The sequence below is a fragment of the Enterobacter sp. 301B genome (assembly GCF_003850715.1).
GTDB classification, from domain to species: Bacteria; Pseudomonadota; Gammaproteobacteria; order Enterobacterales; family Enterobacteriaceae; genus Enterobacter; species Enterobacter intestinihominis.
The window spans coordinates 81,177-108,087 of the sequence record NZ_PQTC01000004.1 but is presented as its reverse complement, the minus strand read 5'-3'; the positions used below and the strand labels follow the sequence as shown (position 1 = coordinate 108,087).

The 26,911-nt window shown below is 55.3% G+C and carries 21 protein-coding genes; 9 read left to right on the top strand and 12 right to left on the bottom strand.

Translation table 11 applies throughout. The annotated features are described in order from the left end of the window. Positions 1-21 precede the first annotated feature (21 nt). The 4 genes from hofC to nadC all read right to left on the bottom strand — a co-directional run bounded on the left by hofC (position 22) and on the right by nadC (position 4,093). A complete protein-coding gene (hofC, locus tag C3451_RS06075; protein ID WP_045622468.1) occupies positions 22-1,206 on the bottom strand; it encodes a protein transport protein HofC in 1,185 nt (394 codons plus the stop codon). Continuing rightward, positions 1,196-2,575, bottom strand: coding sequence for a type II secretion system protein GspE (gene gspE / locus C3451_RS06070; RefSeq protein WP_045622467.1), 1,380 nt, complete (start codon positions 2,573-2,575; stop codon positions 1,196-1,198). Before gspE ends, hofC begins: the two co-directional genes overlap by 11 nt. Positions 2,576-2,587: 12 nt before the next feature. After that, on the bottom strand, positions 2,588-3,025 hold the full coding sequence (ppdD, locus tag C3451_RS06065; RefSeq protein ID WP_045622465.1) for a prepilin peptidase-dependent pilin: 438 nt from the start codon (positions 3,023-3,025) through the stop codon (positions 2,588-2,590). A 174-nt stretch (positions 3,026-3,199) separates the two neighbouring features. Continuing rightward, on the bottom strand, positions 3,200-4,093 hold the full coding sequence (nadC, locus tag C3451_RS06060) for a carboxylating nicotinate-nucleotide diphosphorylase (RefSeq protein ID WP_045622463.1): 894 nt from the start codon (positions 4,091-4,093) through the stop codon (positions 3,200-3,202). Between the two features lie 87 nt (positions 4,094-4,180). Here nadC and ampD point away from each other — a divergent pair, with 87 nt between their 5' ends. Both ampD and ampE read left to right on the top strand, forming a co-directional pair. Then, positions 4,181-4,744, top strand: coding sequence for a 1,6-anhydro-N-acetylmuramyl-L-alanine amidase AmpD (gene ampD / locus C3451_RS06055; protein WP_022647059.1), 564 nt, complete (start codon positions 4,181-4,183; stop codon positions 4,742-4,744). Next, positions 4,741-5,595 carry a beta-lactamase regulator AmpE gene (ampE, locus tag C3451_RS06050; RefSeq protein WP_023299333.1) on the top strand — a complete coding sequence of 285 codons (855 nt, stop codon included), beginning with the start codon at positions 4,741-4,743 and terminating at the stop codon, positions 5,593-5,595. The genes ampD and ampE overlap by 4 nt, the downstream gene beginning before the upstream one ends. 18 nt (positions 5,596-5,613) lie before the next feature. Here ampE and C3451_RS06045 read toward each other — a convergent pair whose 3' ends face one another. The 3 genes from C3451_RS06045 to aroP form a co-directional block, all read right to left on the bottom strand. Beyond that, positions 5,614-6,564, bottom strand: coding sequence for a family 43 glycosylhydrolase (locus C3451_RS06045; RefSeq protein WP_045622462.1), 951 nt, complete (start codon positions 6,562-6,564; stop codon positions 5,614-5,616). A 10-nt stretch (positions 6,565-6,574) separates the two neighbouring features. Continuing rightward, on the bottom strand, positions 6,575-7,972 hold the full coding sequence (locus C3451_RS06040) for an MFS transporter (protein ID WP_022647062.1): 1,398 nt from the start codon (positions 7,970-7,972) through the stop codon (positions 6,575-6,577). A gap of 164 nt (positions 7,973-8,136) precedes the next feature. Continuing rightward, positions 8,137-9,507, bottom strand: coding sequence for an aromatic amino acid transporter AroP (gene aroP, locus C3451_RS06035; RefSeq protein WP_023299335.1), 1,371 nt, complete (start codon positions 9,505-9,507; stop codon positions 8,137-8,139). A gap of 537 nt (positions 9,508-10,044) precedes the next feature. Between aroP and pdhR the strand changes: the two genes are divergently transcribed. From pdhR to lpdA, 4 genes are all read left to right on the top strand, one after another. Continuing rightward, positions 10,045-10,809 carry a pyruvate dehydrogenase complex transcriptional repressor PdhR gene (pdhR, locus tag C3451_RS06030; protein WP_006173806.1) on the top strand — a complete coding sequence of 255 codons (765 nt, stop codon included), beginning with the start codon at positions 10,045-10,047 and terminating at the stop codon, positions 10,807-10,809. 123 nt (positions 10,810-10,932) lie between these two features. Next, the gene (gene aceE, locus C3451_RS06025) at positions 10,933-13,596 is read left to right on the top strand and encodes a pyruvate dehydrogenase (acetyl-transferring), homodimeric type (RefSeq protein ID WP_022647064.1); all 2,664 of its coding nucleotides are present in this window, start codon (positions 10,933-10,935) and stop codon (positions 13,594-13,596) included. A 14-nt stretch (positions 13,597-13,610) separates the two neighbouring features. Further along, positions 13,611-15,506 carry a pyruvate dehydrogenase complex dihydrolipoyllysine-residue acetyltransferase gene (gene aceF / locus C3451_RS06020; protein WP_022647065.1) on the top strand — a complete coding sequence of 632 codons (1,896 nt, stop codon included), beginning with the start codon at positions 13,611-13,613 and terminating at the stop codon, positions 15,504-15,506. A 175-nt stretch (positions 15,507-15,681) separates the two neighbouring features. Continuing rightward, positions 15,682-17,106, top strand: a complete 1,425-nt coding sequence (gene lpdA, locus C3451_RS06015; protein ID WP_003856313.1) for a dihydrolipoyl dehydrogenase — start codon at positions 15,682-15,684, stop codon at positions 17,104-17,106. A gap of 52 nt (positions 17,107-17,158) precedes the next feature. On the opposite strand, the gene C3451_RS06010 is transcribed toward lpdA, so the two are convergent. Together C3451_RS06010 and C3451_RS06005 are read right to left on the bottom strand one after the other, a co-directional pair. Next, a complete protein-coding gene (locus tag C3451_RS06010) occupies positions 17,159-17,950 on the bottom strand; it encodes a DUF2950 family protein (protein ID WP_022647066.1) in 792 nt (263 codons plus the stop codon). Between the two features lie 10 nt (positions 17,951-17,960). Further along, positions 17,961-19,478, bottom strand: coding sequence for a DUF3300 domain-containing protein (locus C3451_RS06005; protein WP_045622459.1), 1,518 nt, complete (start codon positions 19,476-19,478; stop codon positions 17,961-17,963). Positions 19,479-19,865: 387 nt separating this feature from the next. On the opposite strand from C3451_RS06005, the gene acnB reads away from it, so the two are divergent. Next, positions 19,866-22,463, top strand: a complete 2,598-nt coding sequence (acnB, locus tag C3451_RS06000; RefSeq protein ID WP_022647068.1) for a bifunctional aconitate hydratase 2/2-methylisocitrate dehydratase — start codon at positions 19,866-19,868, stop codon at positions 22,461-22,463. 183 nt (positions 22,464-22,646) lie between these two features. Next, on the top strand, positions 22,647-23,009 hold the full coding sequence (gene yacL / locus C3451_RS05995; RefSeq protein WP_022647069.1) for a protein YacL: 363 nt from the start codon (positions 22,647-22,649) through the stop codon (positions 23,007-23,009). Between the two features lie 31 nt (positions 23,010-23,040). Here the strand turns inward: yacL and speD are convergent, their stop codons facing one another. The 3 genes from speD to C3451_RS05980 all read right to left on the bottom strand — a co-directional run bounded on the left by speD (position 23,041) and on the right by C3451_RS05980 (position 25,154). Further along, positions 23,041-23,835, bottom strand: a complete 795-nt coding sequence (gene speD / locus C3451_RS05990) for an adenosylmethionine decarboxylase (RefSeq protein WP_022647070.1) — start codon at positions 23,833-23,835, stop codon at positions 23,041-23,043. Beyond that, the gene (gene speE, locus C3451_RS05985) at positions 23,836-24,705 is read right to left on the bottom strand and encodes a polyamine aminopropyltransferase (protein ID WP_022647071.1); all 870 of its coding nucleotides are present in this window, start codon (positions 24,703-24,705) and stop codon (positions 23,836-23,838) included. It lies immediately after the preceding gene. 101 nt (positions 24,706-24,806) lie between these two features. Next, on the bottom strand, positions 24,807-25,154 hold the full coding sequence (locus tag C3451_RS05980; protein ID WP_003856306.1) for a YacC family pilotin-like protein: 348 nt from the start codon (positions 25,152-25,154) through the stop codon (positions 24,807-24,809). 145 nt (positions 25,155-25,299) lie between these two features. On the opposite strand from C3451_RS05980, the gene cueO reads away from it, so the two are divergent. Beyond that, positions 25,300-26,859 carry a multicopper oxidase CueO gene (gene cueO / locus C3451_RS05975; RefSeq protein WP_124304253.1) on the top strand — a complete coding sequence of 520 codons (1,560 nt, stop codon included), beginning with the start codon at positions 25,300-25,302 and terminating at the stop codon, positions 26,857-26,859. Positions 26,860-26,911 lie beyond the last annotated feature (52 nt).

The window sequence follows — 26,911 nt, the reverse complement described above, 5'->3', positions numbered from 1 at the left end:
GCGCGCGTCCGTGCGCCAGCATTACCCCGCGCTCATTGCATCCCCCAGATGGAAAATCGGCAGATACATCGCCACCACCAGCGTGCCAATAATCAGACCTGTCACGACCAGTAGAAAAGGCTCAAGAAGCGCCGCCAGATTGTCTGCCTGCTGAAATGTCTGTTCCGTATGATGGCGGGCCAGATTCATCAGCATCACATCCAGTGAACCCGACACTTCTCCGGTGCGAATGAGCTGAATACACAGTGGCGTAAAAACAGAGGCCTTCTGGAAGGAGGACCACACGGGCACCCCCTGTTCGATATCGCTGCGTATCTCACGGAGTTTCTCCTGCCAGTAGCCACTCTCAACGGTTTCCTCCACACTCTCCAGTCCTTGTAAAAAGGCAATCCCGGCCTGCTGGGTTAATGACAGCACGGTAAAAATTTGCCCCAGTTTTTGCCCACGCATCAGCGTGCCCATCACCGGTACGTGTAATAAGACATACTGCCAGCGCGGATGCCGCCGCAGCTTACAGGCGATGACAACCATTGCCACGAGCAGGGCCAAAAGAGTGAGGATATGCGCCTGAACCAGGGCCGCCAGCCCCATGACTGCCTGCGTGAGCAAAGGGAGCGGGGTGTTGAATGTTTTGTAGATTGCAGCAAACTCAGGCAAAACCAGCGTTACCATCGCCAGCACCACGAAAACGGCCAGCGTCAGGATGATCAGCGGATAGCGCAGCGCTTTCTTCACCTTTGCACTGAGCTGCTGCTGGGATTTTTGCTGCAGCGCAAGCTGACGGCAGCAGGCTTCGAGCTTACCCGTCAGCTCACCCGTCTTCACCATCGAGACATAAAGGGGGCTAAACACCTCTGGCCATTTCTTCATGGCCTCTGACAGGGCGCAACCTTCGCTCAGGTCATCAGCAAGACTGTGCAGCAGCGCCTGCCAGTGCTTCAAAGGATGCTGTTCCGCCAGCATGTGCAGGCTTTGGGACAGCGTGAGTCCGGCCTGTAGCAGCGTGGCGAGCTGGCGAAAAATATCGTAGCAGTGTTGCACCTGCCATCGGTGTCGCTGCTGGCAGCGTTTTAGCGCCAGCGGGTGCAGCTGTTTAAGCACCAGAGCCGTGTAAGCTGCGTTACGGTCGATGGCCCAGAGGGTGCCGGTTTGCACCTCCCCCTCGGTGGTCAGGGCACGCCAGCGCCAGAGCGAATTAGCAGCCATCGGGCATTCCCAGGACGCGTAACAGCTCTTCGAGCGTAGTCAGCCCTTGCTCTACGGTCATGCAGCCGTGCTCAAACAAAGAGGTCATTCCCGCCTGACGAGCGCTTGACCCAATCACCTCCGTGCTTGCTCCGCTGGCGATGGCCTGCCGCAGCGTGTCGTCGATGACGAGCACTTCAAAAATGGCTACGCGACCATAAAAACCGTGGTAGCAGCGCTCGCAACCGGTGGGTTGCCAGCGAGGAAGCGGCCGGGGCCACAGCGTGCGAGGTAATTCGGTGTGGCGGCTGGCTTCCTGTCGGCAGTACGGGCATAAACGACGCACCAGCCGCTGGGCAATCACCATCGAGAGCGCCGAAGAGATCATCCAGCGCGCGACGCCCATCTGTTGCAGCCGTACCAGTGTTTCAGTCGTCGAATTAGTATGGAGGGTGGACAGCACCAGATGCCCGGTTTGCGCCGCCTTAATGGCAATTTCTGCCGTTTCGCCGTCACGAATTTCACCCACCATAATGATGTCAGGATCCTGCCTGAGCAGGGCACGCAGCACGCTCTGGAAGGTCAGCCCCGCGCGCGGATTAATCTGCGTCTGGTTTAAGCCTGCAAGCGGGATTTCAACGGGATCTTCCACGCTGCAAATATTAACGTCAGGGGTATTTCGCGCCTGTAACGCGCTGTACAGCGTCACCGTTTTCCCGCTACCGGTCGGGCCGGTGACCAGAATCAATCCCTGAGGGCTGTTAAGCGCCCCGGCAAAACGGGCCTGCTGGTCTGCACTCATCCCCAGCAGTTCAAGCTCCAGTGCCTGCTGCACCTGGTGAAGCAGACGAAGCACGATTTTTTCTCCACCGCTACAGGGAAGGGTTGCGATACGAAAAGAGACGGGGACGCTTGCCAGCTCCACCGTAAACTGACCGTCCTGCGGCAGGCGGCGCTCCGCAATATCCAGTTGGCCCAGCACCTTCAGGCGTGCGGCAAGCGTCGTACCGAGGGCGGCGGAAACCGGCGGTTGCGGGTAGAGAACACCGTCGATTCGCAAACGGATCTGGTAGCCGTGCTCCGTCGGTTCAATATGGATGTCAGAAGCCCGCTGGTTCACTGCCTGCTGCAACGTTGTACTGAGCACGTCAGCGGCTGAGTTTGGCGCTATTCCCGGCAGGTGTGATGATGAGAGGGACTGAAGCCGTTTTTCCATCCGTTCGGCCGTCCAGCACTCAATATCAATACGTTTCTGCGTGGCGAAGCGTAACGCTTCCATCAGCTCAGAGGCAGGATTACCCACCACCGCAATGCTGATCATCTCGGTGTCGCTTGCGAGTAGCAGTGCGTGATGGCGCTGACAGAGCGTCATAAGCTGTTCGGTGTTCATTGTCCACTCCTGTCAGTTGTTGTCGAAGCGGAAAACATCTTCACAGGCTTGTCTGAGCGCCATGTCGGACGCAATGTTGCAGGCACGCGTCCAGCCCGTCATACCGTTACCGTCGCTCCAGATCGGTGTCATGAGCACTTCAAGTCCGTTAAGGCTTTCCTGCCCTGTTAACGATACGACCCCCTTCGCCACGCTCATCGCTGAAACGTAACGCGTGGTAGTCGGGGAGGGGATGCCATTGGTTCCTGCGTCGCAGCGATCCACACCACCACGATCCAGGGCGCAAAGCTCAATAGCGGTGCGGTAGGGAATGAACGTTTGCAGCATATCGGTGAGCGCTGCTTTTCGCAGGTAGTTCTGATAAGCCGGGATGCCAATCGCGCTCAGGATGGCAATAATGCCAATGACCACCATTAGCTCAATCAGGGTAAATCCTTGTTGTCTGTTCATATCTGCTCCTTACGTTAAGTGGCGCTACTGTGGCAGTACCGGCGCGCAGAAACGAGGGGCAAAAGCGCGAACGTGAAAGGGCTTTCAGGGAAATGATTCAGTGTTGCAGAGAAGGACAGCGTAATTGCGAGCGGTTTCGTATTTCCCCTCTCCGGGCGGAGAGGGGAAGATCAGTTATTTGAAGCGCATCGAGAGGTCCAGGGCACGTACGTGCTTGGTCAGGGCGCCAACGGAGATATAATCGACGCCGGTTTCAGCAAATTCGCGGAGGGTGTCGAACGTCACGTTGCCGGACACCTCAAGTTGCGCCTGGCCGTTTGTGCGTTTGACCGCTTCACGCATCTGCTCCGTGTCGAAGTTATCGAGCATGATGATGTCAGCCCCCGCTTTAATGGCCTCGTCCAGCTCATCCAGCGTTTCCACTTCCACTTCGACCGGCACATCCGGATGCAGCCAGAAGGCTTTTTCCACGGCCTGACGTACCGAGCCAGAGGCAATAATGTGGTTCTCTTTGATCAGGAAGGCATCGGATAGCCCCAGACGATGGTTGGCGCCGCCGCCGCAGAGCACGGCGTATTTCAGCGCGGTACGCAGGCCCGGCAGGGTTTTACGGGTATCCAGCAGCTGCGTGCGGGTGCCTGCCAGCAGGTCAACGTAGCGGCGTACTTCACTGGCAACGCCAGAGAGCGTTTGCACAAAATTGAGCGCGGTGCGTTCACCGGTCAGCAAGACGCGGGACGGGCCGTCCAGCTCGAACAGTGGCTGATTTGCCGTGACCGTATCACCGTCCTCAACGTGCCATGTTACCTGCACCTCGTCGCCCGCCAGCTGGGTAAAGACCTCCTCAACCCAGCGTTTGCCGCAGAAAACCCCCGCTTCGCGGGTGATGACTACTGCGTGCGACCGTGTCTCTTTTGGCAACAATTGGGCGGTAATATCGTTATCGGCGCTGACGTCACCGCCGAGGTCTTCTCTCAGGGCATGGGCAACGCTTGCCGGGATATCACTATTAATACGTTCCAGAAGCGCGTCACGTCGGTGGTCGGGGTTATAGCGGCGAGGCGGCATGATAAAACTCCAAATTGGTAACGAATCATAATATTGAAACATGCTACTCTGAACCGAGTAACAGCACCATAGATAAGGAGTTCCAGCATGTTGTTAGAAAACGGATGGCTGGTGGACGCGCGACATGTACCGTCGCCGCACCACGATTGCCGCCCGGAGGATGAAAAGCCCACACTGCTGGTGGTTCACAACATAAGTCTCCCGCCAGGTGAGTTTGGCGGTCCGTGGATCGACGCGTTATTCACAGGAACGATAGATCCCGATGCTCATCCTTACTTTGCTGAGATTGCGCATTTGCGCGTATCGGCGCACTGCCTGATCCGCCGTGATGGCGAAGTGGTTCAGTATGTTCCTTTTGATAAGCGAGCCTGGCATGCCGGCGTGTCGATGTATCAGGGGCGCGAACGGTGCAATGATTTCTCCATTGGAATTGAACTGGAAGGAACGGACACCACGCCTTACACCGATGCGCAATATCAGAAACTGGTTGCTGTGACGCAAACTTTAGTGGGGCTTTATCCCGCCATTGCAGACAATATTACGGGGCACAGCGACATCGCCCCCGAAAGAAAAACCGACCCCGGCCCGGCGTTTGACTGGTCCCGGTTTCACGCCATGCTTACCACGTCGTCAGATAAGGAGATAACATGACGTTGTTTACCATGCTGCTGGTTATGATCGCCGAACGCCTGTTTAAGCTCGGCGAGCACTGGCATCTGGATCATCGGCTGGAAGTGTTATTCCGCCGGATCAGGCATTTTTCCATGCTACGCACGCTGCTTATGACGGCAGGTGTGATGGTGATTACGTTCCTGTTGCTACGCTCACTTTACGGCCTCTTTTTCAACGTGCCGCTGCTGGTGGTATGGATACTGCTGGGCGTGTTGTGTATTGGCGCGGGCAAGGTGCGTTTGCACTATCACGCGTATCTGAAAGCTGCTTCCCGGGATGATGTCCACGCGCGCGGCGCGATGGCGAGCGAGCTGACGATGATCCACGGCGTACCGCCGGACTGCGATGAACGCGAATTTCTGCGCGAGCTACAAAACGCGCTGCTGTGGATTAACTTCCGTTACTACCTGGCGCCGCTGTTCTGGTTTGTGGTGGGCGGTCCATGGGGACCGGTACTGCTGATGGGCTATGCTTTTCTGCGCGCCTGGCAGACCTGGCTTGCCCGCTACCTTACGCCGCATGAACGTCTCCAGTCCGGCATTGATGCCATTCTGCACGTGCTCGACTGGCTTCCGGTGCGACTGGTCGGCGTGGTCTATGCCCTCATCGGTCACGGTGAAAAGGCGTTGCCAGCGTGGTTTGCTTCCCTTGCAGACCGCCATACCGCGCAGTATCAGGTCTTAACCCGACTGGCTCAATTCTCGCTGGCTCGCGAGCCGCACACGAACAAAGTCGAAACGCCTAAAGCTGCCGTCTCGATGGCGAAAAAAACGTCGTTTGTGGTGGTGGTGATTGTGGCGTTGCTGACGATTTACGGCACGCTGGTCTGACCCAGCGCGCCGAAGCCGTTACAGCGTATCCGCAGGCGGGATGCCGAAATCAGGCATCCCGTTGTCGTCCCAGCGGACGAGCTTCAGGCGAGTGTGGCGATTCGGATCGTAAAGCGGATCGCCTTCAATTTCAGTGTAGTTTCGCGCGTGGTAGACCAGCACATCGTCGCCTTCCGGCGTCTGCGTAAAGCTGTTATGGCCTGGTCCATACTGACGGTTTTCGTAGCTGGTGACGAACACCGGGCGCGGGGATTTATGCCAGTTAGCCGGGTTTTGCGGAGCGGCATCTACGTCTATCCACAGTAATCCCATGCAGTAATTCTCGTCGGTGGCGCTGGCGGAATAGCTGATAAATAGCTTATCGCCATGGAACAGCACCGCCGGGCCTTCGTTGACCCAGAATCCGCGGCACTCCCAGTCATATTCCGGTTTACTGAGCATCACCGGCTCGCCTTTCAGCGTCCACGGATTTTCCATTTCACACAGGTAAAGATTGGAGTTACCGGAAATGTCCGGGGCTTTTTGCGCCCACAGATACCAGCGTTTGCCCTGATGCACAAAGGTAGTGGCATCCAGCGCGAAGGTGTCAAACGGGGTTTTGATTTGCCCTTTTTCCACCCACGTACCGGTGAGCGGATCGCGATCTGCGCATTCAATGGCGAACATGCGATGCTGGAACATCCCGAGTTCGTCGAGCGCCTGGGTATGTGTGGCGGCAAAGTAGATGTACCACTTGCCGTCGATATGATGCAGTTCCGGTGCCCAGATCAGCTGGCTCATCGGGCCGGTGTCGGGCTTGCGCCAGACAACTACCTCTTCGGCATTGCGTAAACCTTCCAGCGAGTCCGCGCGGCGGATCGCCAGCCGGTCATACTCCGGCACGGAGGCGATAAAGTAATATTGTCCTTCGTGACGCAGGATATACGGGTCGGCGCGTTGTTCAATAAACGGGTTTGGCCAGGTTTGCATTCGGCTTTCCTTATTTAGTCTCAGCGGCTTTAAATTCCTGATAGTCGCTCAGTTCACGATAGTTGGTGCGACGCTTCTCCAGATCGGACTGGATTTGCTTCATGGTCTCACGGTCCACTTTCAGCAGACGTACAACGCCCGCGGTAATTAAATATCCAATGCCAGGAATGACGGTAAAGAGCAGCACAATGCCGTTGATGGCATCCGCGCTCTGCGCTTTTGCGCCCGCGTCATAACCGTACCAGGAGAGCAGGAAGCCAACCATCGCCCCGGCAATCGCCAGACCCAGCTTCAGGAAGAAAATGTTGCCGGAGAAGCTTATCCCGGTGATACGTTTCCCGGTTTTCCATTCACCGTAGTCGTCCACGTCGGCCATCAGTGACCAGTGCAGAGGGGATGGGATCTGGTGCAGGATATTCAGCAGGACGTAAAGCACAACAATGGTTGTCGTCGCTTTCGGGTCGAAGAAGTAGAAGGCGCAGGAGAAAATCGCCAGCGCGATGTTGGTCCAGAAGAAGACCTTCAGCTTGCACCAGCGGTCGGTCAGCACTTTCGCCAGCATACTGCCGAACATCATGCCGACAACGCCCAGGCTGATAAACAGCGTGGCGAAATGGGTGCTTTGCCCCATTACCCAGGTGACGTAATACATGGTGGCCGCCATGCGGATAAAGCCCGGGCAGACGTTGCAGAGCGTCAGAAGCAGAATGCGCACCCACTGGTCATTCTTCCACACATCCTTCAGGTCGTTTTTCAGTTCGTCGTGGGTTTGTACAGCCGGGCGAACGCGCTCGCGCACCGTGGCGAAGCAGAACAGGAACATGCAGGTACCAATCAGCGCCAGCACGGTCATCGCCATCTGGTAGCCTTTGGCTTTGTTATCCCCACCGAACCAGTCGGCCATTGGCAGGAGCGTAAGCGACAGCAGCAGCGTGGCGATACCGACCATAACAAAACGATAGGACTGGCAGGCAACGCGCTCTTTCGGGTCGTTGGTGATCACGCCACCGAGCGAGCAGTACGGAATGTTGATGGCGGTATAGGTCAGCGACAGCAGGAAGTAGGTGACAAATGCATAAATAACTTTGCTGTTATAGCTCCACTCTGGGGTGGTGAACATCAGGATGCTGAACAGCGCATAGGGGAAGGCAATCCACAGTAGCCATGGACGAAATCGGCCATATTTGCTGCGGGTACGGTCGGCAATCGCGCCCATGATTGGGTCCGTTACGGCGTCAATCACGCGAACGGACAGCAGCAGTACCCCAACCAGCGCAGGCGCCAGACCAAAAATATCCGTATAAAAATAGTTAACAAATAACATGATGGCGCCAAAGATAATGTTGCATCCGGCGTCACCCATGCCATAGCCGATCTTTTCTTTTACTGACAGTTTGTTGTTATCCATCGACAGATCTCCGGGTTTCGGTATGGAGAGAATTATTCGCTGGCAAACGGATATATGCGTTGCAATATAAGGGCGGTGATATGGAGGATTTTGCTGTTGGCGTGAATTTGTGAGGAAGGTAACAAGACGCTGTACCCGCAACCGCGGGTACAGCGAGAAAACACTTAGTGCGCTTTCACCGTTTTGGCATTTTTCTGTTTCACCATATAGCCCACGCCGAGGATCGCAATCCACACCGGGATGAGGTAGACGGAAATCGCCATGCCTGGCGTGATGAGCATGATGACCAGCACGGCCGCCATGAACAGCAGGCAAACCCAGTTCCCCAGCGGATAGAGCAGGGCAGGGAAGCGCGTGGTTACGCCCTGCTGCTGCTTGGCGCGGCGGAACTTGATGTGCGCGAGGCTAATCATCGCCCAGTTGATCACCAGCGCGGAAACCACCAACGCCATCAGCAGGCCGAAGGCCGATTCCGGTGCCAGGTAGTTAATCAGAACGCAAAGCGCCGTCACGACCGCCGACACGATAATGGTGTTAACCGGTACGCCACGTTTATCAACGGTAAGCAGCGCTTTCGGTGCGTTGCCCTGTTGCGCCAGGCCGAACAGCATACGGCTGTTGCAGTAAACGCAGCTGTTATAAACAGAGAGCGCGGCGGTCAGCACTACGACGTTGAGCGCGTTCGCCACGAAGGTGTCGCCCAGCTCGTGGAAGATCAGCACAAACGGGCTGGTATCCGCCGTGACGCGTGTCCATGGCAGCAGGGAGAGCAGGACCGCCAGGGAGCCCACGTAGAAGATCAGAATACGGTAGATAACCTGATTTGTGGCTTTCGGGATGCTCTGCTCCGGGTTGTCGGCTTCCGCGGCGGTGATGCCCACCAGCTCCAGACCGCCGAAGGAGAACATAATGATCGCCATCATCATTACCAGGCCGGTCATGCCGTGCGGCAGGAACCCGCCCTGTTCCCAGAGGTTGCGCACGGTTGCCTGCGGGCCACCGTTGCCGCTGAAGAGCAGCCAGCCGCCAAAAATGATCATCGCTACAACGGCAATTACTTTGATAATGGCGAACCAGAACTCCATTTCCCCAAACACTTTCACGTTGGTCAGGTTAATGGCGTTGATCAGCACGAAGAAGACTGCCGCAGACGCCCAGGTGGGGATCTCCGGGTACCAGAATTGAATGTATTTACCGACGGCGGTGAGTTCCGCCATAGCAACCAGCACGTAAAGAACCCAGTAGTTCCATCCAGAGGCGAAGCCCGCAAAGCTGCCCCAGTATTTATAGGCAAAGTGGCTAAAAGAGCCTGCAACCGGCTCCTCAACGACCATTTCCCCTAACTGGCGCATAATCAAAAACGCAATGAAACCTGCAATCGCGTAACCCAGAATGATGCCCGGACCGGCCGACTGGATAACGGACGCACTGCCCAGAAACAGGCCAGTACCAATAGCACCGCCCAGGGCGATGAGCTGAATATGGCGGTTTTTAAGGCCGCGCTTTAGCTGATCGCCATGCTGTTGAGCTTCCATTTGAAACCTCGTGTGTGGTTGTTATGTTCACGCTGTGCGTGTGTAATTATGAAAGTCCATATTCTGTATTTATTTCTTTACGGTTAACGATACCGAAAAAAGCGGAGATGGCTTCCGTTAGCGCCAGAATAGTGGTAAGTGCCAGCGAATGCACCTGCTTTATGAAGGGATGATGACGACTTGAATAAAAAGAAACCAATTGTAAATCGGTACGTTAACCCCTCATACCCCAACCTATAGAATAGAAATGCGTCATAAGTGGACGAATTTTCATATTTTGCCTTGTTGAATCGCTTCAGATTGCAAAAGCCCTCGTTTAAATATGGTTAAAACTGCCCCTTTGGGAGTAACCATTTCATTTGTGCAAAGTTACATTCCTGAAACGTTAGTTCTGTAAGGTTGTTAAAATGTGCCGGGTTTCCTGATTTCAATCAAAACCAATATGGACAGAAGGTGAATACTTTGTTACTTTAGCGATACGAACATGAAATTGGTAAGACCAATTGACTCCGGGCAAAAAGGCGTAAGACAGGGAATATGGCCTACAGCAAAATTCGCCAACCAAAACTTTCCGATGTGATTGAGCAGCAGCTGGAGTTTTTGATTCTCGAAGGGACACTGCGCCCGGGCGAGAAACTCCCGCCAGAACGCGAGCTGGCAAAACAGTTCGACGTTTCACGCCCCTCTCTGCGTGAGGCGATTCAACGTCTCGAAGCAAAGGGCCTGTTGCTCCGTCGTCAGGGTGGCGGAACCTTTGTGCAAAACAGCCTGTGGCAGAGCTTCAGCGACCCGCTGGTAGAACTTCTCTCTGACCACCCAGAATCCCAGTTTGATCTGCTTGAGACCCGTCACGCGCTGGAAGGTATCGCGGCCTATTACGCCGCCCTTCGCAGCACTGATGAAGACCGCGTACGTATTCGCGAGCTGCATCAGGCCATTGAACGGGCACAGCAGTCCGGCGACTTAGACGCCGAATCCAGCGCCGTTGTCCAGTATCAAATTGCCGTCACCGAAGCAGCGCACAACGTGGTGCTCCTCCATCTGCTACGCTGCATGGAGCCCATGCTGGCCCAGAACGTTCGTCAGAATTTTGAATTGTTGTATGCCCGTCGGGAGATGCTCCCGCTGGTAAGCAACCATCGCACCCGAGTATTCGAGGCGATAATGGCCGGGGAACCGGAGCAGGCGCGTGAAGCGTCGCACCGCCATCTGGCTTTCATTGAGGAAATCTTGCTGGACCGCAGCCGTGAACAATCGCGTCGCGAGCGTTCATTGCGCCGCATACAGCAACGAAAGGATTAAGCGCCAGGTACTTTTAGAGCGCGGCAACTAAACGCAGAACCTGTCTTATTGTGTTCTTAACCGAGAGCACAATGGGACAGGTTCCAGACAAATCAACGTATTAGATAGATAAGGAATACCCCCATGTCAGAACGTCTCCAAAATGACGTGGATCCGATCGAAACTCGCGACTGGCTACAGGCGATCGAATCGGTCATCCGTGAAGAAGGTGTTGAGCGTGCTCAGTATCTGATTGATCAGCTGCTTTCAGAAGCGCGCAAAGGCGGCGTGAAAGTGGCTTCAGGTGCAGGGGCTAGCAACTACGTAAACACGATTGCCGTCGAAGACGAACCGGAATACCCGGGCAATCTGGATCTGGAACGCCGTATCCGTTCTGCTATCCGCTGGAACGCTATCATGACCGTTCTGCGCGCATCCAAGAAAGATCTGGAACTGGGTGGCCACATGGCGTCCTTCCAGTCCTCTGCGACCGTTTACGAAGTGTGCTTCAACCACTTCTTCCGTGCAGCCAACGAGAAAGACGGCGGCGATCTGGTGTACTTCCAGGGCCACATCTCTCCGGGCATCTATGCACGTGCCTTCCTGGAAGGTCGTCTGACTGAAGAGCAGATGAACAACTTCCGTCAGGAAGTTCACGGTAAGGGTCTGTCTTCTTATCCGCACCCTAAACTGATGCCTGAGTTCTGGCAGTTCCCGACCGTATCTATGGGTCTGGGTCCAATTGGTGCAATCTATCAGGCTAAATTCCTGAAGTACCTGGAACACCGTGGTCTGAAAGACACCTCTGAGCAGACCGTTTACGCCTTCCTGGGCGACGGTGAAATGGATGAGCCAGAATCTAAAGGCGCGATCACCATCGCGACCCGTGAGAAGCTGGACAACCTGTGCTTCATCATCAACTGTAACCTGCAACGTCTGGATGGTCCGGTAACCGGTAACGGCAAGATCATTAACGAACTGGAAGGCATCTTCGCGGGTGCAGGCTGGAACGTGATCAAAGTCATGTGGGGCGGTCGTTGGGATGAGCTGCTGCGTAAAGACACCAGCGGTAAACTGATCCAGCTGATGAACGAAACCGTTGACGGCGACTACCAGACCTTCAAATCCAAAGACGGTGCCTACGTTCGTGAGCACTTCTTCGGCAAATATCCTGAAACCGCAGCCCTGGTTGCAGACTGGACTGACGAGCAGATCTGGGCGCTGAACCGCGGTGGTCACGATCCGAAGAAAGTTTACGCTGCACTGAAAAAAGCGCAGGAAACCAAAGGTAAAGCGACTGTGATCCTGGCCCACACCATCAAAGGTTACGGCATGGGTGATACCGCAGAAGGTAAAAACATCGCTCACCAGGTTAAGAAAATGAACATGGACGGCGTGCGTTATATCCGCGACCGTTTCAACGTTCCAGTGACCGATGAGCAGGTAGAAAACCTGTCTTACATCACCTTCCCGGAAGGGTCTGAAGAGCACAAATACCTGCACGAACGTCGTCAGGCACTGAAAGGCTACCTGCCTGCTCGTCAGCCTAACTTCACCGAGAAGCTGGAACTGCCAGCCCTGGAAGACTTCTCTCAGCTGCTGGAAGAGCAGAACAAAGAGATCTCTACCACTATCGCTTTCGTTCGTGCCCTGAACGTGATGCTGAAGAACAAGTCAATCAAAGATCGTCTGGTTCCAATCATCGCCGACGAAGCGCGTACTTTCGGTATGGAAGGTCTGTTCCGTCAGATCGGTATCTACAGCCCGAACGGCCAGCAGTACACCCCGCAGGACCGTGAGCAGGTTGCATACTACAAAGAAGACGAGAAAGGTCAGATCCTGCAGGAAGGTATCAACGAGCTGGGCGCAGGCGCATCCTGGCTGGCTGCTGCGACCTCTTACAGCACCAACAACCTGCCGATGATCCCGTTCTACATCTACTACTCCATGTTCGGGTTCCAGCGTATCGGTGATCTGTGCTGGCAGGCCGGCGACCAGCAGGCTCGCGGCTTCCTGATTGGTGGTACTTCTGGTCGTACGACCCTGAACGGTGAAGGTCTGCAGCACGAAGATGGCCACAGCCACATTCAGTCTCTGACTATCCCTAACTGTATCTCTTACGACCCGTCTTACGCGTACGAAGTGGCAGTCATCATGCATGACGGTCTGCAGCGCATGTACGGTGAAGCGCAAGAGAACGTTTACTACTACATCACCACCCTGAACGAAAACTACCACATGCCGGCAATGCCAGCAGGTGCCGAGGAAGGTATCCGTAAAGGTATCTACAAACTCGAAACCATCGAAGGTAGCAAAGGTAAAGTTCAGCTGCTGGGCTCCGGTTCTATCCTGCGTCACGTTCGTGAAGCAGCGCAGATCCTGGCGAAAGACTACGGTGTGGGTTCCGATGTGTACTCTGTGACCTCCTTCACTGAACTGGCGCGTGATGGCCAGGATTGTGAGCGCTGGAACATGCTGCACCCAATGGAAACCCCACGCGTTCCGTACATCGCTCAGGTGATGAACGACGCGCCAGCGGTGGCGTCTACTGACTATATGAAACTGTTCGCTGAGCAGGTTCGTACTTACGTTCCAGCTGATGATTATCGCGTACTGGGTACTGACGGCTTCGGTCGTTCTGACAGCCGCGAAAACCTGCGTCACCACTTCGAAGTTGATGCTTCCTACGTGGTTGTAGCAGCACTGGGCGAACTGGCTAAACGTGGCGAAATCGATAAGAAAGTGGTTGCGGACGCAATCACCAAATTCAACATCGATGCAGATAAAGTTAACCCGCGTCTGGCGTAAGAGGTAAAAGAATAATGGCTATCGAAATCAATGTACCGGACATCGGGGCTGATGAAGTTGAAATCACCGAGATCCTGGTCAAAGTAGGCGACAAAGTTGAAGCTGAACAGTCGCTGATCACCGTAGAAGGCGACAAAGCCTCTATGGAAGTCCCGTCTCCTCAGGCTGGCATCGTTAAAGAGATCAAAGTCTCTGTTGGCGATAAAACCGAGACTGGCAAACTGATCATGATTTTCGATTCCGCCGACGGTGCAGCAGCTGCTGCACCTGCGCAGGAAGAGAAGAAAGAAGCCGCTCCTGCTGCTGCTCCAGCAGCGGCCGCGGCAGCGAAAGAAGTAAATGTGCCTGACATCGGCGGTGACGAAGTTGAAGTTACCGAAATCCTGGTGAAAGTGGGCGACACCGTTGCGGCTGAGCAGTCACTGATCACCGTAGAAGGCGACAAAGCCTCTATGGAAGTGCCAGCACCGTTCGCCGGTACCGTTAAAGAGATCAAGATCAACACCGGCGACAAAGTGTCTACCGGCTCGCTGATCATGGTCTTCGAAGTGGCGGGTGCAGCACCTGCCGCTGCGCCTGCTCAGGCTGCTGCTCCGGCTCCGGCCGCTGCACCAGCGGCTGCTGGCGGCGCGAAAGACGTTAACGTACCGGATATCGGCGGTGACGAAGTTGAAGTGACCGAAGTGATGGTGAAAGTGGGCGACAAAGTTGCCGCTGAACAGTCACTGATCACCGTTGAAGGCGACAAAGCTTCTATGGAAGTGCCTGCGCCGTTCGCCGGTACCGTTAAAGAGATCAAAATCAGCACCGGCGACAAAGTGTCTACCGGCTCTCTGATCATGGTCTTCGAAGTGGAAGGCGCAGCGCCTGCCGCCGCTCCGGCTGCCGCGGCTGCTCCGGCACCTGCTGCTGCACCGGCTCAGGCTGCTAAACCTGCTGCTGCCCCTGCTGCTAAAGCAGAAAAATCTGAGTTCGCTGAAAACGACGCTTACGTCCACGCGACTCCGCTGATTCGTCGCCTGGCGCGCGAATTCGGTGTGAACCTGGCGAAAGTGAAGGGCACCGGCCGTAAAGGTCGTATCCTGCGCGAAGACGTTCAGGCTTACGTGAAAGACGCGGTGAAACGCGCCGAAGCTGCACCTGCGGCAGCCGCTGGCGGCGGTATCCCGGGCATGCTGCCATGGCCGAAAGTGGACTTCAGCAAGTTCGGTGAAATCGAAGAAGTGGAGCTGGGCCGTATCCAGAAAATCTCTGGTGCTAACCTGAGCCGTAACTGGGTGATGATCCCGCATGTTACGCACTTCGATAAGACCGATATCACCGATCTGGAAGCGTTCCGTAAACAGCAGAACGCCGAAGCTGAGAAGCGTAAGCTGGACGTGAAGTTCACCCCAGTGGTCTTTATCATGAAGGCCGTTGCCGCTGCCCTTGAGCAGATGCCACGCTTCAACAGCTCCCTGTCCGAAGACGGCCAGAAGCTGACGCTGAAGAAATACATCAACATCGGTGTTGCGGTTGATACGCCAAATGGTCTGGTGGTTCCGGTCTTCAAAGACGTGAACAAGAAGAGCATTACCGAGCTGTCCCGTGAACTGACCACCATCTCCAAAAAAGCGCGTGATGGTAAGCTGACTGCCGGCGAAATGCAGGGCGGCTGCTTCACTATCTCCAGCATCGGCGGCCTGGGTACCACCCACTTCGCGCCGATTGTAAACGCGCCGGAAGTGGCTATCCTCGGTGTGTCCAAGTCCGCGATGGAGCCGGTGTGGAATGGCAAAGAGTTCGTGCCGCGTCTGATGATGCCAATCTCTCTGTCCTTCGACCACCGCGTAATCGACGGGGCTGATGGTGCGCGTTTCATCACCATCATCAACAACACCCTGAGCGACATTCGCCGCCTGGTGATGTAATCGAAAAGCCGGCCAGTCGGCCGGCTTTTTTCTGATAATCTCATGGGGTTTTTGAGGTTATTGGTGAAAGCGATAATTCGTGAGCCGTTTGTTGTTTCAAAATTGTTAACAATTTTGTAAAATACGGGCGGATAGAACGACCCGGTGGACGACGGGTATACATTAAGAGGTCATGATGAGCACAGAAATCAAAACTCAGGTCGTAGTACTTGGGGCAGGCCCGGCAGGTTACTCCGCAGCATTTCGCGCCGCGGATTTAGGTCTGGAAACCGTCATCGTAGAACGTTACAGCACCCTCGGCGGTGTTTGTCTGAACGTCGGCTGTATCCCTTCTAAAGCGCTGCTGCACGTAGCGAAAGTTATCGAAGAAGCCAAAGCGCTGGCTGAACACGGTATCGTCTTCGGCGAGCCGAAAACCGATATCGACAAAATTCGTACCTGGAAAGAGAAAGTTATCACTCAGCTGACCGGCGGTCTGGCGGGTATGGCCAAAGGCCGTAAAGTGAAAGTGGTAAACGGTCTGGGTAAATTCACCGGTGCGAACACCCTGGAAGTGGAAGGCGAAAACGGCAAAACCGTGATCAACTTCGACAACGCGATCATCGCGGCAGGCTCTCGCCCAATCGAACTGCCATTCATTCCACATGAAGATCCACGCGTGTGGGATTCCACCGATGCGCTGGAGCTGAAAACCGTTCCTAAGCGTCTGCTGGTTATGGGCGGCGGTATCATCGGTCTGGAAATGGGTACTGTGTACCATGCGCTGGGTTCAGAGATCGACGTGGTTGAAATGTTCGACCAGGTAATCCCGGCAGCCGACAAAGATATCGTTAAAGTCTTCACCAAACGCATCAGCAAGAAATTCAACCTGATGCTGGAAACCAAAGTGACTGCCGTTGAAGCGAAAGAAGACGGTATTTACGTTTCCATGGAAGGCAAAAAAGCCCCATCCGAACCACAGCGTTACGACGCCGTGCTGGTGGCTATTGGCCGTGTGCCGAACGGTAAAAACCTCGACGCGGGCAAAGCTGGCGTGGAAGTGGACGACCGTGGCTTCATCCGCGTTGACAAACAGCTGCGTACCAACGTGCCGCACATCTTTGCTATCGGCGATATCGTCGGTCAGCCAATGCTGGCGCACAAAGGTGTTCACGAAGGTCATGTTGCCGCTGAAGTTATCGCCGGCATGAAGCATTACTTCGATCCGAAAGTGATCCCATCTATCGCGTATACCGAGCCAGAAGTTGCATGGGTTGGTCTGACTGAGAAAGAAGCGAAAGAGAAAGGCATCAGCTACGAAACTGCCACCTTCCCGTGGGCTGCTTCTGGCCGTGCTATCGCGTCCGACTGCGCAGACGGTATGACCAAACTGATCTTCGACAAAGAGACTCACCGCGTCATCGGTGGTGCGATTGTCGGTACCAACGGCGGCGAGCTGCTGGGTGAAATCGGTCTGGCTATCGAAATGGGCTGCGACGCAGAAGACATCGCGCTGACCATCCACGCACACCCGACTCTGCATGAGTCCGTGGGCCTGGCGGCAGAAGTGTTTGAAGGTAGCATTACTGACCTGCCAAACGCGAAAGCGAAGAAGAAATAAGTTTCTTCAGATGAAAAAAGCGGCCTCAGGCCGCTTTTTTTATGCGCTGCGTTCAGGGTGTGACAGGCTGCCAGGTCTTATCCGGCTGGTATTCACTAAGAGCCTGCGCTTTCTGCGCCGAATCGTTGCCGAGATCTGCCTGATAAACCGCGTCATCCTGGTTAATTACAAAGCTCATTACCCCCGTCTGACCGTAGTTCACCGGCCAGGCGACCATGGCAAAGCCATTTTTATCCGGCAGGATGCGGAATCGGTAACCATGGTAACCCGCCCCCGACTGTGGAGGACTGAACGCCGGACCCAGTGGGCTGGGCGTTTCACCGGGAGCGACGGGCCAGTACAGTCCATCCTTTTTACCTTCAGAACTGACTATCTTCTGCGCGTACTTTTGGTTCATCGCAAAATAGCTCTGCTGGGCATCAACATAGGCGTGAAGCGCTTCGATGGCTGCGAGTTCGTTGCGCCCGATTTCGCGGGTCAGGATCTCTTCTGCGGCTTCCTGCATATCAAACTGCCAGCCAGATGCCGTTTTGACCACCGGGATCGGTAGCTGCCAGCCGTTATCGCCCACCACCAGGTGCGCCACGTTGCCACTGATGACGGTTTTATGATGAACGTTCCAGTCGCGCAGGAAGCGATCGACCGCTTCGGGATCAACGCCTTCGGGCGGCAGGAAATCGCGCCAGTTTTCACCGAGCAAATTGTTCATCGCACTTTCGTTTTGCTCGCTGATGGCGCTTGCCAGCGCACTGGTCGCCTGTTCTGGCGAACTGAACGATTGCTGTGCCATGACGGCCGCCGAGACCATGAACAACACCATTCCACTGAGTAATTGACGTTTCATGTCGGCTCCCTTAACGATGACGGAATTCATGGCGTTCAGCGCGTTCACCAGTGAGCTGGCGCGGCTGATGTTGACGAGTAGCGAGCTGCCGGCTTTGCGCCCCGCGCTGCTGTTGGGCTTGCCAGTTGGCGGAGCGGCTGTCGTTGCCGCTCAGGGCATTGGCCCGATGCAGCCTGGCTGGCTGCTGTACCGTCTGTGAAACCCGCTTCTCCTGTCTGTGCATGTCAGTCTGATGATGTTCACGCTGCGGCGTGCTCGTCCGTTTTACGGCCTGCGGCCTGGTGTCATATCCACGATAGTTATTTCGCTGCGAGATCTGCTTCAACTGTTGCGTTGAGGCCAGACGTTGTGCGTCCCGCGTGGCTGTATGTACTGAGTGTGGGAGGGTTTTACCCGTTGATTTTTCCATCTGGCTGAGAGCGGCCTGGCGCTGGCTGTCGCGATTGACTGGTTTTTGCTGCGTCGCGCTTAGCCCGGTGGCTGTATGTGTAGAGTGGAAGCGGTTAGCCAGCTGGTTATTCGGGTAAGGCACGCCTTCACGATAGGCAGGATTGTGCTGCCAGGTGTGGTTATTACCGTTCAGGTGCTGCCCGCTGATTCTGTTGAAATTATCCACGTTGATATTGATGTTGTTATCACCGTTGCGGTTATAACCGCCGTGATTGTCCCAGTCATCATCGTGATGATGGTGATCCCAGTCGTCGTCATCCCAGTCAATATTGCTGAAAATGGCGTAGGTTGTAGCGACCCCGAGGCTAAAACCTAATCCTTTAACCAGACTGTCCGTGAATTGCTCGCCGGGTGAGGGCGGAAGATAGACCGGCGGGTAAGCGGTGTTAGGCCAGGTACCATAAACCGTATTCGGGTTATACGTGGGAACATACACCACCTGCGGATCGGCGGATTCAATCTTGATCACCGTTGGGCTGGTAGGCGTTGCGGTTGTCGTGGTTTTTGTCGATGCAGGTTTCGTGACGGTGGTGACCGTCTGCTGCGGTGTGGATTGCAGCGCACCCGTTTGTTGGGCCAGCAGGCGCAGCCGCTGTACGGAATCCATCACATCTTTCGGCTGTGCAAGGAAGGCGTCTCCCAGATTTTGTACCCATGGCGGATTTTCGCCCATCAACGACATCAGCTGAGGAAACGCAACCAGGGATTTTACGCTGGGATCCCACGGCTGGGTGGCTACCGCCTGCAGGGCGGCATCACCCTGCATTTTAGGATTGTCTTTCGACCACTGCGCGGCCTGAATAACATTTGACGGGTAGGTCGACGCCATCAAGATTTGCGACAGCAGGGCATCCGGGTAAAGCGCGACAGGGGCAACCCATTGGTCGATTTGCGCCGCAGTGTAGACCGGGGCAGCGACGGGCGCAGGCTGGGCTACCGGTGCGCCAGGTTGTTGTGTAACCGGAGCAGGCGTAGCAGGTTCCGTTGCGCGACTTTTAACGTACATGACACCCGAGGCGGCAAACAGCCCCGCACTGCAAAGCAGAACAAGAAGATGTGGCTTAAAAGGCAACTTCATAGATTGACTCCAACGAGACGAGTGCAGTGCCGTGAGGCGTTGCTGTTGCCGCGAGTATCATTCACTCGTGTTTTACAGTTTTGACTATTGTTGGGAAACCTACCGGAGCGTCCGTATAAAGAGTGTGAGTATTTATTACACAATTATATCGGATAGCTGAAAAGGCGACGGGAAAGAGGATAAGATTCGCCTCGTCTCCCCGCTACACCATGCTTAACGATTCAGCAAATAATTTAATGTTGCTTTTTTGTAAACAGATTAACACTGTGCAGAAATCCTGCTATGCTGCCCGACGCGGTATCGGGCATTTACCCTACAAACTGCTGTCTCACAGGAGCGTGAAGAGAACGCCCGCCGCATATGACAATGAGAGCGAGGAGAACCGTCGTGCTAGAAGAATACCGTAAGCACGTAGCAGAACGTGCCGCCGAGGGAATTGTACCCAAACCTTTAGATGCAACCCAAATGGCCGCGCTCGTCGAGCTGCTGAAGAACCCGCCTGAGGGCGAAGAAGAATTCCTGTTAGATCTGCTGATCAACCGCGTACCGCCTGGCGTAGATGAAGCTGCCTACGTAAAAGCCGGATTCCTTGCTGCTATCGCCAAAGGCGAAGCCACCTCCCCACTGGTTACTCCTGAAAAAGCCATTGAACTGCTCGGCACCATGCAGGGCGGCTATAACATTCATCCGCTGATTGACGCGCTGGACAACGAAAAGCTGGCACCGATTGCTGCCAAAGCGCTCTCTTCAACGCTGCTGATGTTCGATAACTTCTACGATGTAGAAGAAAAAGCCAAAGCAGGCAACGTTTACGCGAAGCAGGTGATGCAGTCCTGGGCCGATGCCGAATGGTTCCTGAACCGCCCTGCGCTTGCTGAAAAAATTACCGTGACCGTCTTTAAGGTTACCGGTGAAACCAACACCGATGACCTCTCTCCGGCTCCGGACGCGTGGTCTCGTCCTGATATCCCCCTGCACGCCCTGGCGATGCTGAAAAACGCCCGTGAAGGCATCGAGCCGGATCAGCCGGGTAGCGTTGGCCCGATTAAACAGATCGAAGCGCTTCAGGAGAAAGGTTTCCCGCTGGCCTACGTCGGTGATGTGGTTGGTACCGGTTCTTCCCGTAAATCCGCCACCAACTCCGTGCTGTGGTTCATGGGCGACGACATTCCGCACGTGCCGAACAAGCGCGGCGGCGGCCTGTGCCTCGGCGGCAAAATTGCGCCAATCTTCTTCAACACCATGGAAGATGCGGGCGCTCTGCCAATTGAAGTGGACGTGAGCAACCTGAACATGGGCGACGTGATTGACGTTTACCCGTATAAAGGCGAAGTGCGCAACCACGAAACCAACGAACTGTTGGCAAGCTTCGAGCTGAAAACCGACGTGCTGATCGACGAAGTGCGTGCCGGTGGTCGTATTCCGCTGATCATTGGCCGTGGCCTGACCACCAAAGCGCGTGAAGCGCTGGGTCTGCCGCACAGTGACGTGTTCCGTCAGGCGAAAGACGTGGCGGAAAGCAATCGCGGCTTCTCACTGGCACAGAAAATGGTCGGTCGCGCCTGCGGCGTCGCTGGTATCCGTCCTGGCGCGTACTGCGAGCCGAAAATGACCTCCGTGGGCTCTCAGGACACCACCGGTCCAATGACCCGTGATGAACTGAAAGACCTTGCGTGCCTGGGCTTCTCATCTGACCTGGTCATGCAGTCCTTCTGCCACACTGCGGCATATCCGAAGCCGGTTGACGTCACTACGCACCACACGCTGCCTGACTTCATTATGAACCGTGGCGGTGTCTCCCTGCGTCCGGGCGACGGCGTTATCCACTCCTGGCTGAACCGCATGCTGCTGCCGGATACCGTGGGTACCGGCGGTGACTCCCATACCCGTTTCCCGATTGGTATCTCCTTCCCTGCGGGCTCCGGTCTGGTGGCGTTTGCCGCAGCGACCGGCGTGATGCCTCTCGACATGCCTGAATCCGTGCTGGTGCGCTTCAAAGGCAAAATGCAGCCGGGCATCACTCTGCGCGATCTGGTGCACGCAATCCCGCTGTATGCCATCAAACAGGGTCTGCTGACCGTTGAGAAGAAGGGCAAGAAAAACATCTTCTCTGGCCGCATTCTGGAAATTGAAGGTCTGCCGGATCTGAAAGTTGAGCAGGCGTTCGAGCTGACCGATGCCTCTGCCGAGCGTTCTGCGGCGGGCTGTACCATCAAGCTGAACAAAGAGCCGATTATTGAGTATCTGACCTCCAACATCGTGCTGCTCAAGTGGATGATTGCGGAAGGCTACGGCGACCGCCGTACGCTGGAGCGTCGTATTCAGGGCATGGAAAAATGGCTGGCGGATCCGCAGCTGCTGGAAGCTGACGCTGACGCAGAGTACGCGGCGGTGATCGACATCGATCTGGCGGATATCAAAGAGCCAATCCTGTGTGCGCCAAACGATCCGGACGATGCGCGTCTGCTCTCTGACGTACAGGGCGATAAGATCGACGAAGTGTTCATCGGCTCCTGTATGACCAACATCGGCCACTTCCGTGCTGCCGGTAAGCTGCTGGATACTCACAAAGGCCAGCTGCCGACCCGTCTGTGGGTGGCGCCGCCAACCCGTATGGATGCGGCGCAGCTGACCGAAGAGGGCTACTACAGCGTGTTCGGTAAGAGCGGGGCGCGTATTGAAATTCCGGGCTGCTCCCTGTGCATGGGCAACCAGGCGCGCGTGGCCGACGGTGCGACAGTGGTTTCCACCTCCACCCGTAACTTCCCGAACCGTTTGGGTACCGGGGCGAACGTCTACCTGGCTTCTGCGGAGCTGGCAGCGGTTGCGGCGCTGATTGGCAAACTGCCAACGCCGGAAGAGTACCAGACCTTTGTGGCTCAGGTAGATAAGACGGCGGTGGATACCTATCGCTATCTGAACTTCGACCAGCTCTCTCAGTACACCGAGAAGGCTGACGGGGTGATCTTCCAGACCGCGGTATAAAAACCAACCCCTCACCCCTAACCCCTCTCCCCTAAGGGGCGAGGGGGATTTTATTCCCTCTCCCTTTGAGAGAGGGCCAGGGTGAGGGGTATTTTTTTTATTTTCATTCCTCCCACCTCTCCCGCTTTTTTTCTTCCTCTCTGCTGCGATAATTACCCTAATGGCTTTGCAGAGGAAAACGCTATGGATTACGAATTTTTGCGCGACATCACCGGCGTGGTGAAAGTGCGAATGTCGATGGGGCACGAAGCCGTTGGACACTGGTTTAACGAAGAGGTGAAAGAGAACCTCGCGCTGCTGGATGAAGTCGAACAGGCAGCGGAAACGGTGAAAGGCAGTGAACGCTCCTGGCAACGCGCCGGGCACGAATACACCCTGTGGATGGATGGCGAAGAGGTGATGGTGCGTGCCAACCAGCTTGAGTTCTCGGGTGATGAGATGGAAGAGGGGATGAGCTACTACGACGAAGAGAGCCTGTCGCTGTGCGGTGTGGAAGATTTCCTGAAAGTGGTGAACGCCTACCGCGACTTTATGAAACAGAAGTAACTCCCCGAAGCGTCCCTGCTTCGGGCCACGATTACACGGTCGGAATGTTACGGCCGTAGTAAATTTCGCGCATCTCTTTCCAGAGCAGGTCGGTAATGACCTTACGCTCTTCTTCGCTTAAATCTTCCGGCTTCGTGTGGAACATGTAGTGCTTAAGGTCGAATTCCTTAAGTAACATTTTGGTGTGGAAGATATTCTCCTGATAGACGTTCACATCCATCATGTCGTATAGCGACTTCATGTCGTCGGACATGAAGTTCTGAATGGAGTTGATCTCATGATCGATGAAGTGCTTCATGCCGTTGATATCACGGGTAAAACCGCGTACGCGATAATCAATAGTGACGATATCGGATTCCAGCTGGTGGATTAAATAATTCAACGCATTCAGCGGTGAAATCACGCCGCAGGTCGACACTTCAATATCCGCGCGGAAGGTACACAGTCCGCCTTCCGGGTGGCTTTCCGGGTAGGTGTGCACGCAGATATGGCTTTTATCCAGGTGGGCGACAACCACTTCTGGCAGTGGGCCGGGGTGCTCGGTTTTGTCGATAAGCTGCGGGTCAACCGGCTCTTCACTGACCAGAATGGTGACGCTTGCTCCCTGCGGCTCGTAATCCTGGCGCGCGATATTCAGGATGTTGGCGCCGATAATCGAGCAGGTCTCTGTCAGGATCTCGGTCAGACGGTTGGCGTTGTAGAGTTCATCGATATAGGCGATATAACCATCGCGCTCTTCTGCTGTTTTGGCGTAGCAGATATCGTAAATACAAAAACTCAGGCTTTTGGTCAGATTGTTAAAGCCATGCAGTTTAAGCTTTTTCAATTAGTTCACCTCCTTTGAGGACAGCGCGTCTTGCAGATATTGAGGCAACGCAAAGGCTGCGGTGTGGATCGCCGGGTTGTAGTATCGGCATTTGAGTCCGGCCTGGTGGAAGCGGGCCTGGATAATTTCGGTGGAGAGATGGCGCAGGACGTCGTTATCCGTCGCCCAGGCAAAGGTCATGATCCCGCCGTAGTAAGTGGGGATCGCCGCCTGGTAGAAGCTGACGTCAGCAAAATAGGTGCTCAGCTTACGGTGGCTATCAAGCGCTTCATCCTGTTGCAGGAAGCAAACGCCGTTTTGCGCCACAAAAATCCCGCCAGGCTTCAGGCAGCGCTTGCAGCCTTCGTAAAACGACGAGGTAAACAGCGACGCGCCGGGGCCGATAGGGTCGGTACAGTCAGAGATAATGACATCAAACGTTTGCGTGGTCTGGTTAACAAAATTGACGCCATCGTCGATAACCAGATTAAACCGCGGATCGTCATAGCTGCCGGCATTGTGGTTGGGCAGATACTGGCGGCAGAACGACACCACACCGGCGTCGATTTCCACCATGGTGATGGTTTCGACATTCTGATGACGCGAGACTTCACGCAGCATCGCGCCGTCGCCGCCGCCGATAATCAGCACGTCCTTCGCGTGGCCGTGGGCCAGCAGCGGGACGTGGGTCATCATTTCGTGATAGATAAACTCGTCGCGCTCGGTGGTTTGCACCACGCCGTCCAGCGCCATTACGCGGCCAAAGGCGGCGTTTTCGAAGATTATCAGATCCTGATGATCGGTTTTCTCATGATAGAGCACGTTATCCACGGCAAAATACTGACCAAACTGGTCATGCAGCGTTTCTTGCCATACCGTTTTTTCGGTCATGGGGAGCACCTCCTTCGTTAACATCCATTACATCCGGCAGATGGGCGCAACACAACACCGCCGTGAAGCGGTTAGCGGGTCAACAAGGGGCGTCGGGAAGGTTACTTCACGTAGGCGAGCAGGCTGAGTGAATCGCGAGCCAGCGCTTTGCATTTTTTAGCAGTGGGAATGCCAATACCGCTTAAATCACGGTAGCTGTCTTCACCGAGCGCCTTCATGTCGAAGCTGTCGTAGTTGCTGAGGTCCCATTGGTTCTGCTGGGCAAAAAAGACCAGTGCGCGACGAATTTGCCCATTGGGTAAATTCTGGTAACCACAATCGTTTTTCAGAAAAACAAAAACTGCCGTCAGATCGGCCATATCTTCCGCTTCGTTTTCACTTAGCGCGTAACTGTTCGCACACATCGCCATCAGGCTGGCGAACAAAATTGTTCTGAAAAACGTCTTCATTGCCTTTACCACTGCATCACGGAAAATTAACGTTAGCATACTTGATGCCAGGCCGACGATCTTTATTATTGCCGCCGTGCTTGACCTTCCGGTAAGGGGAGGGTTTATGCTCAAAAGATCGCCTGCTGGAAATAAGGAAATGCACATGCAACGTCGTGATTTTTTAAAATTTTCTGCCGCGCTGGGGGTTGCCAGCGCGTTACCTCTCTGGAGCCGCGCCGTTTTTGCCGCCGACAGACCTGCTTTACCCATACCTGAATTACTCGCAGCAGATGCCCGCAGCCGCATTCAGCTTGTGGTGCAGGCCGGTAAAACCACGTTCGGTCAGCATGCCGCCACGACGTGGGGTTATAACGGCAATTTGCTCGGCCCTGCGTTGCAGTTACGCAAAGGGAAGGCGGTGACGGTAGACATTCATAACACGTTAGCGCAAGAGACCACGCTGCACTGGCATGGGCTGGAAGTCCCGGGCGAAGTGGATGGGGGGCCTCAGGGCGTCATCAAGCCTGGTGGTAAACGCAGCGTCACCTTTACTCCTGACCAGCGTGCGGCGACCTGCTGGTTCCACCCGCATCAGCATGGCAAAACGGGCCATCAGGTGGCGATGGGGCTGGCCGGTCTGGTGCTGATTAAAGACGATGAAAGCCGCCTGCTGCGCCTGCCAAAACAGTGGGGTATCGACGATGTCCCGGTGATTGTGCAGGACAAAAAATTCAGCGCTGACGGGCAAATTGACTATCAGCTGGACGTAATGAGCGCGGCGGTAGGCTGGTTTGGCGATACGCTGCTGACCAACGGCGCAATCTACCCGCAGCATGCCGCGCCAAAAGGCTGGCTGCGTTTACGCCTGCTAAATGGCTGTAACGCCCGCTCGCTGAACTTCGCCACCAGCGATAAACGCCCGCTGTATGTGGTGGCAAGCGACGGCGGCCTGCTGCCGGAACCGGTGAAGGTGAGCGAGCTGCCGATGCTGATGGGCGAGCGCTTCGAGGTGCTGGTGGATATCAGCGATGGCAAAGCGTTTGACCTGGTGACCCTGCCGGTCAGCCAGATGGGGATGGCCGTTGCGCCGTTTGATAAACCCCATCCGGTCCTGCGCATTCAGCCGCTACAGATCGCCGCTTCCGGTACGCTGCCGGACGCCCTCACCACGCTACCCGCACTCCCGTCGCTGGACGGGCTTACGCAGCGTAAACTTCAGCTCTCCATGGACCCGATGCTCGACATGATGGGCATGCAGGCGCTGATGAAGAAGTACGGCAAGCAGGCCATGGCGGGAATGCACCACGGCCAGATGATGGGCCATATGAATATGGACCACGGTAAAATGGGCGGCATGGATCACGGCGGCCATGGTTTCGATTTCCACAACGCCAACCGCATCAACGGCAAAGCGTTCGATATGAACACGCCCATGTTCGCCGCCACGAAAGGGCAGTTTGAACGCTGGGTGATTTCAGGCGAAGGCGACATGATGCTGCACCCGTTCCATATCCACGGCACGCAGTTCCGTATTCTCTCTGAGAACGGTAAAGCGCCGGACGCGCATCGCCGGGGCTGGAAAGATACGGTGAGGGTGGAAGGCGATGTCAGCGAGGTGCTGGTTAAGTTCGAGCACGAAGCGCCGAAAGAGTTTGCCTATATGGCCCACTGCCATCTGCTGGAGCATGAAGATACGGGGATGATGCTGGGCTTTACCGTATAAAAAAAGCCGGGTGGCGGCTTCGCCTTACCCGGCCTATATAGGACACCCGAAA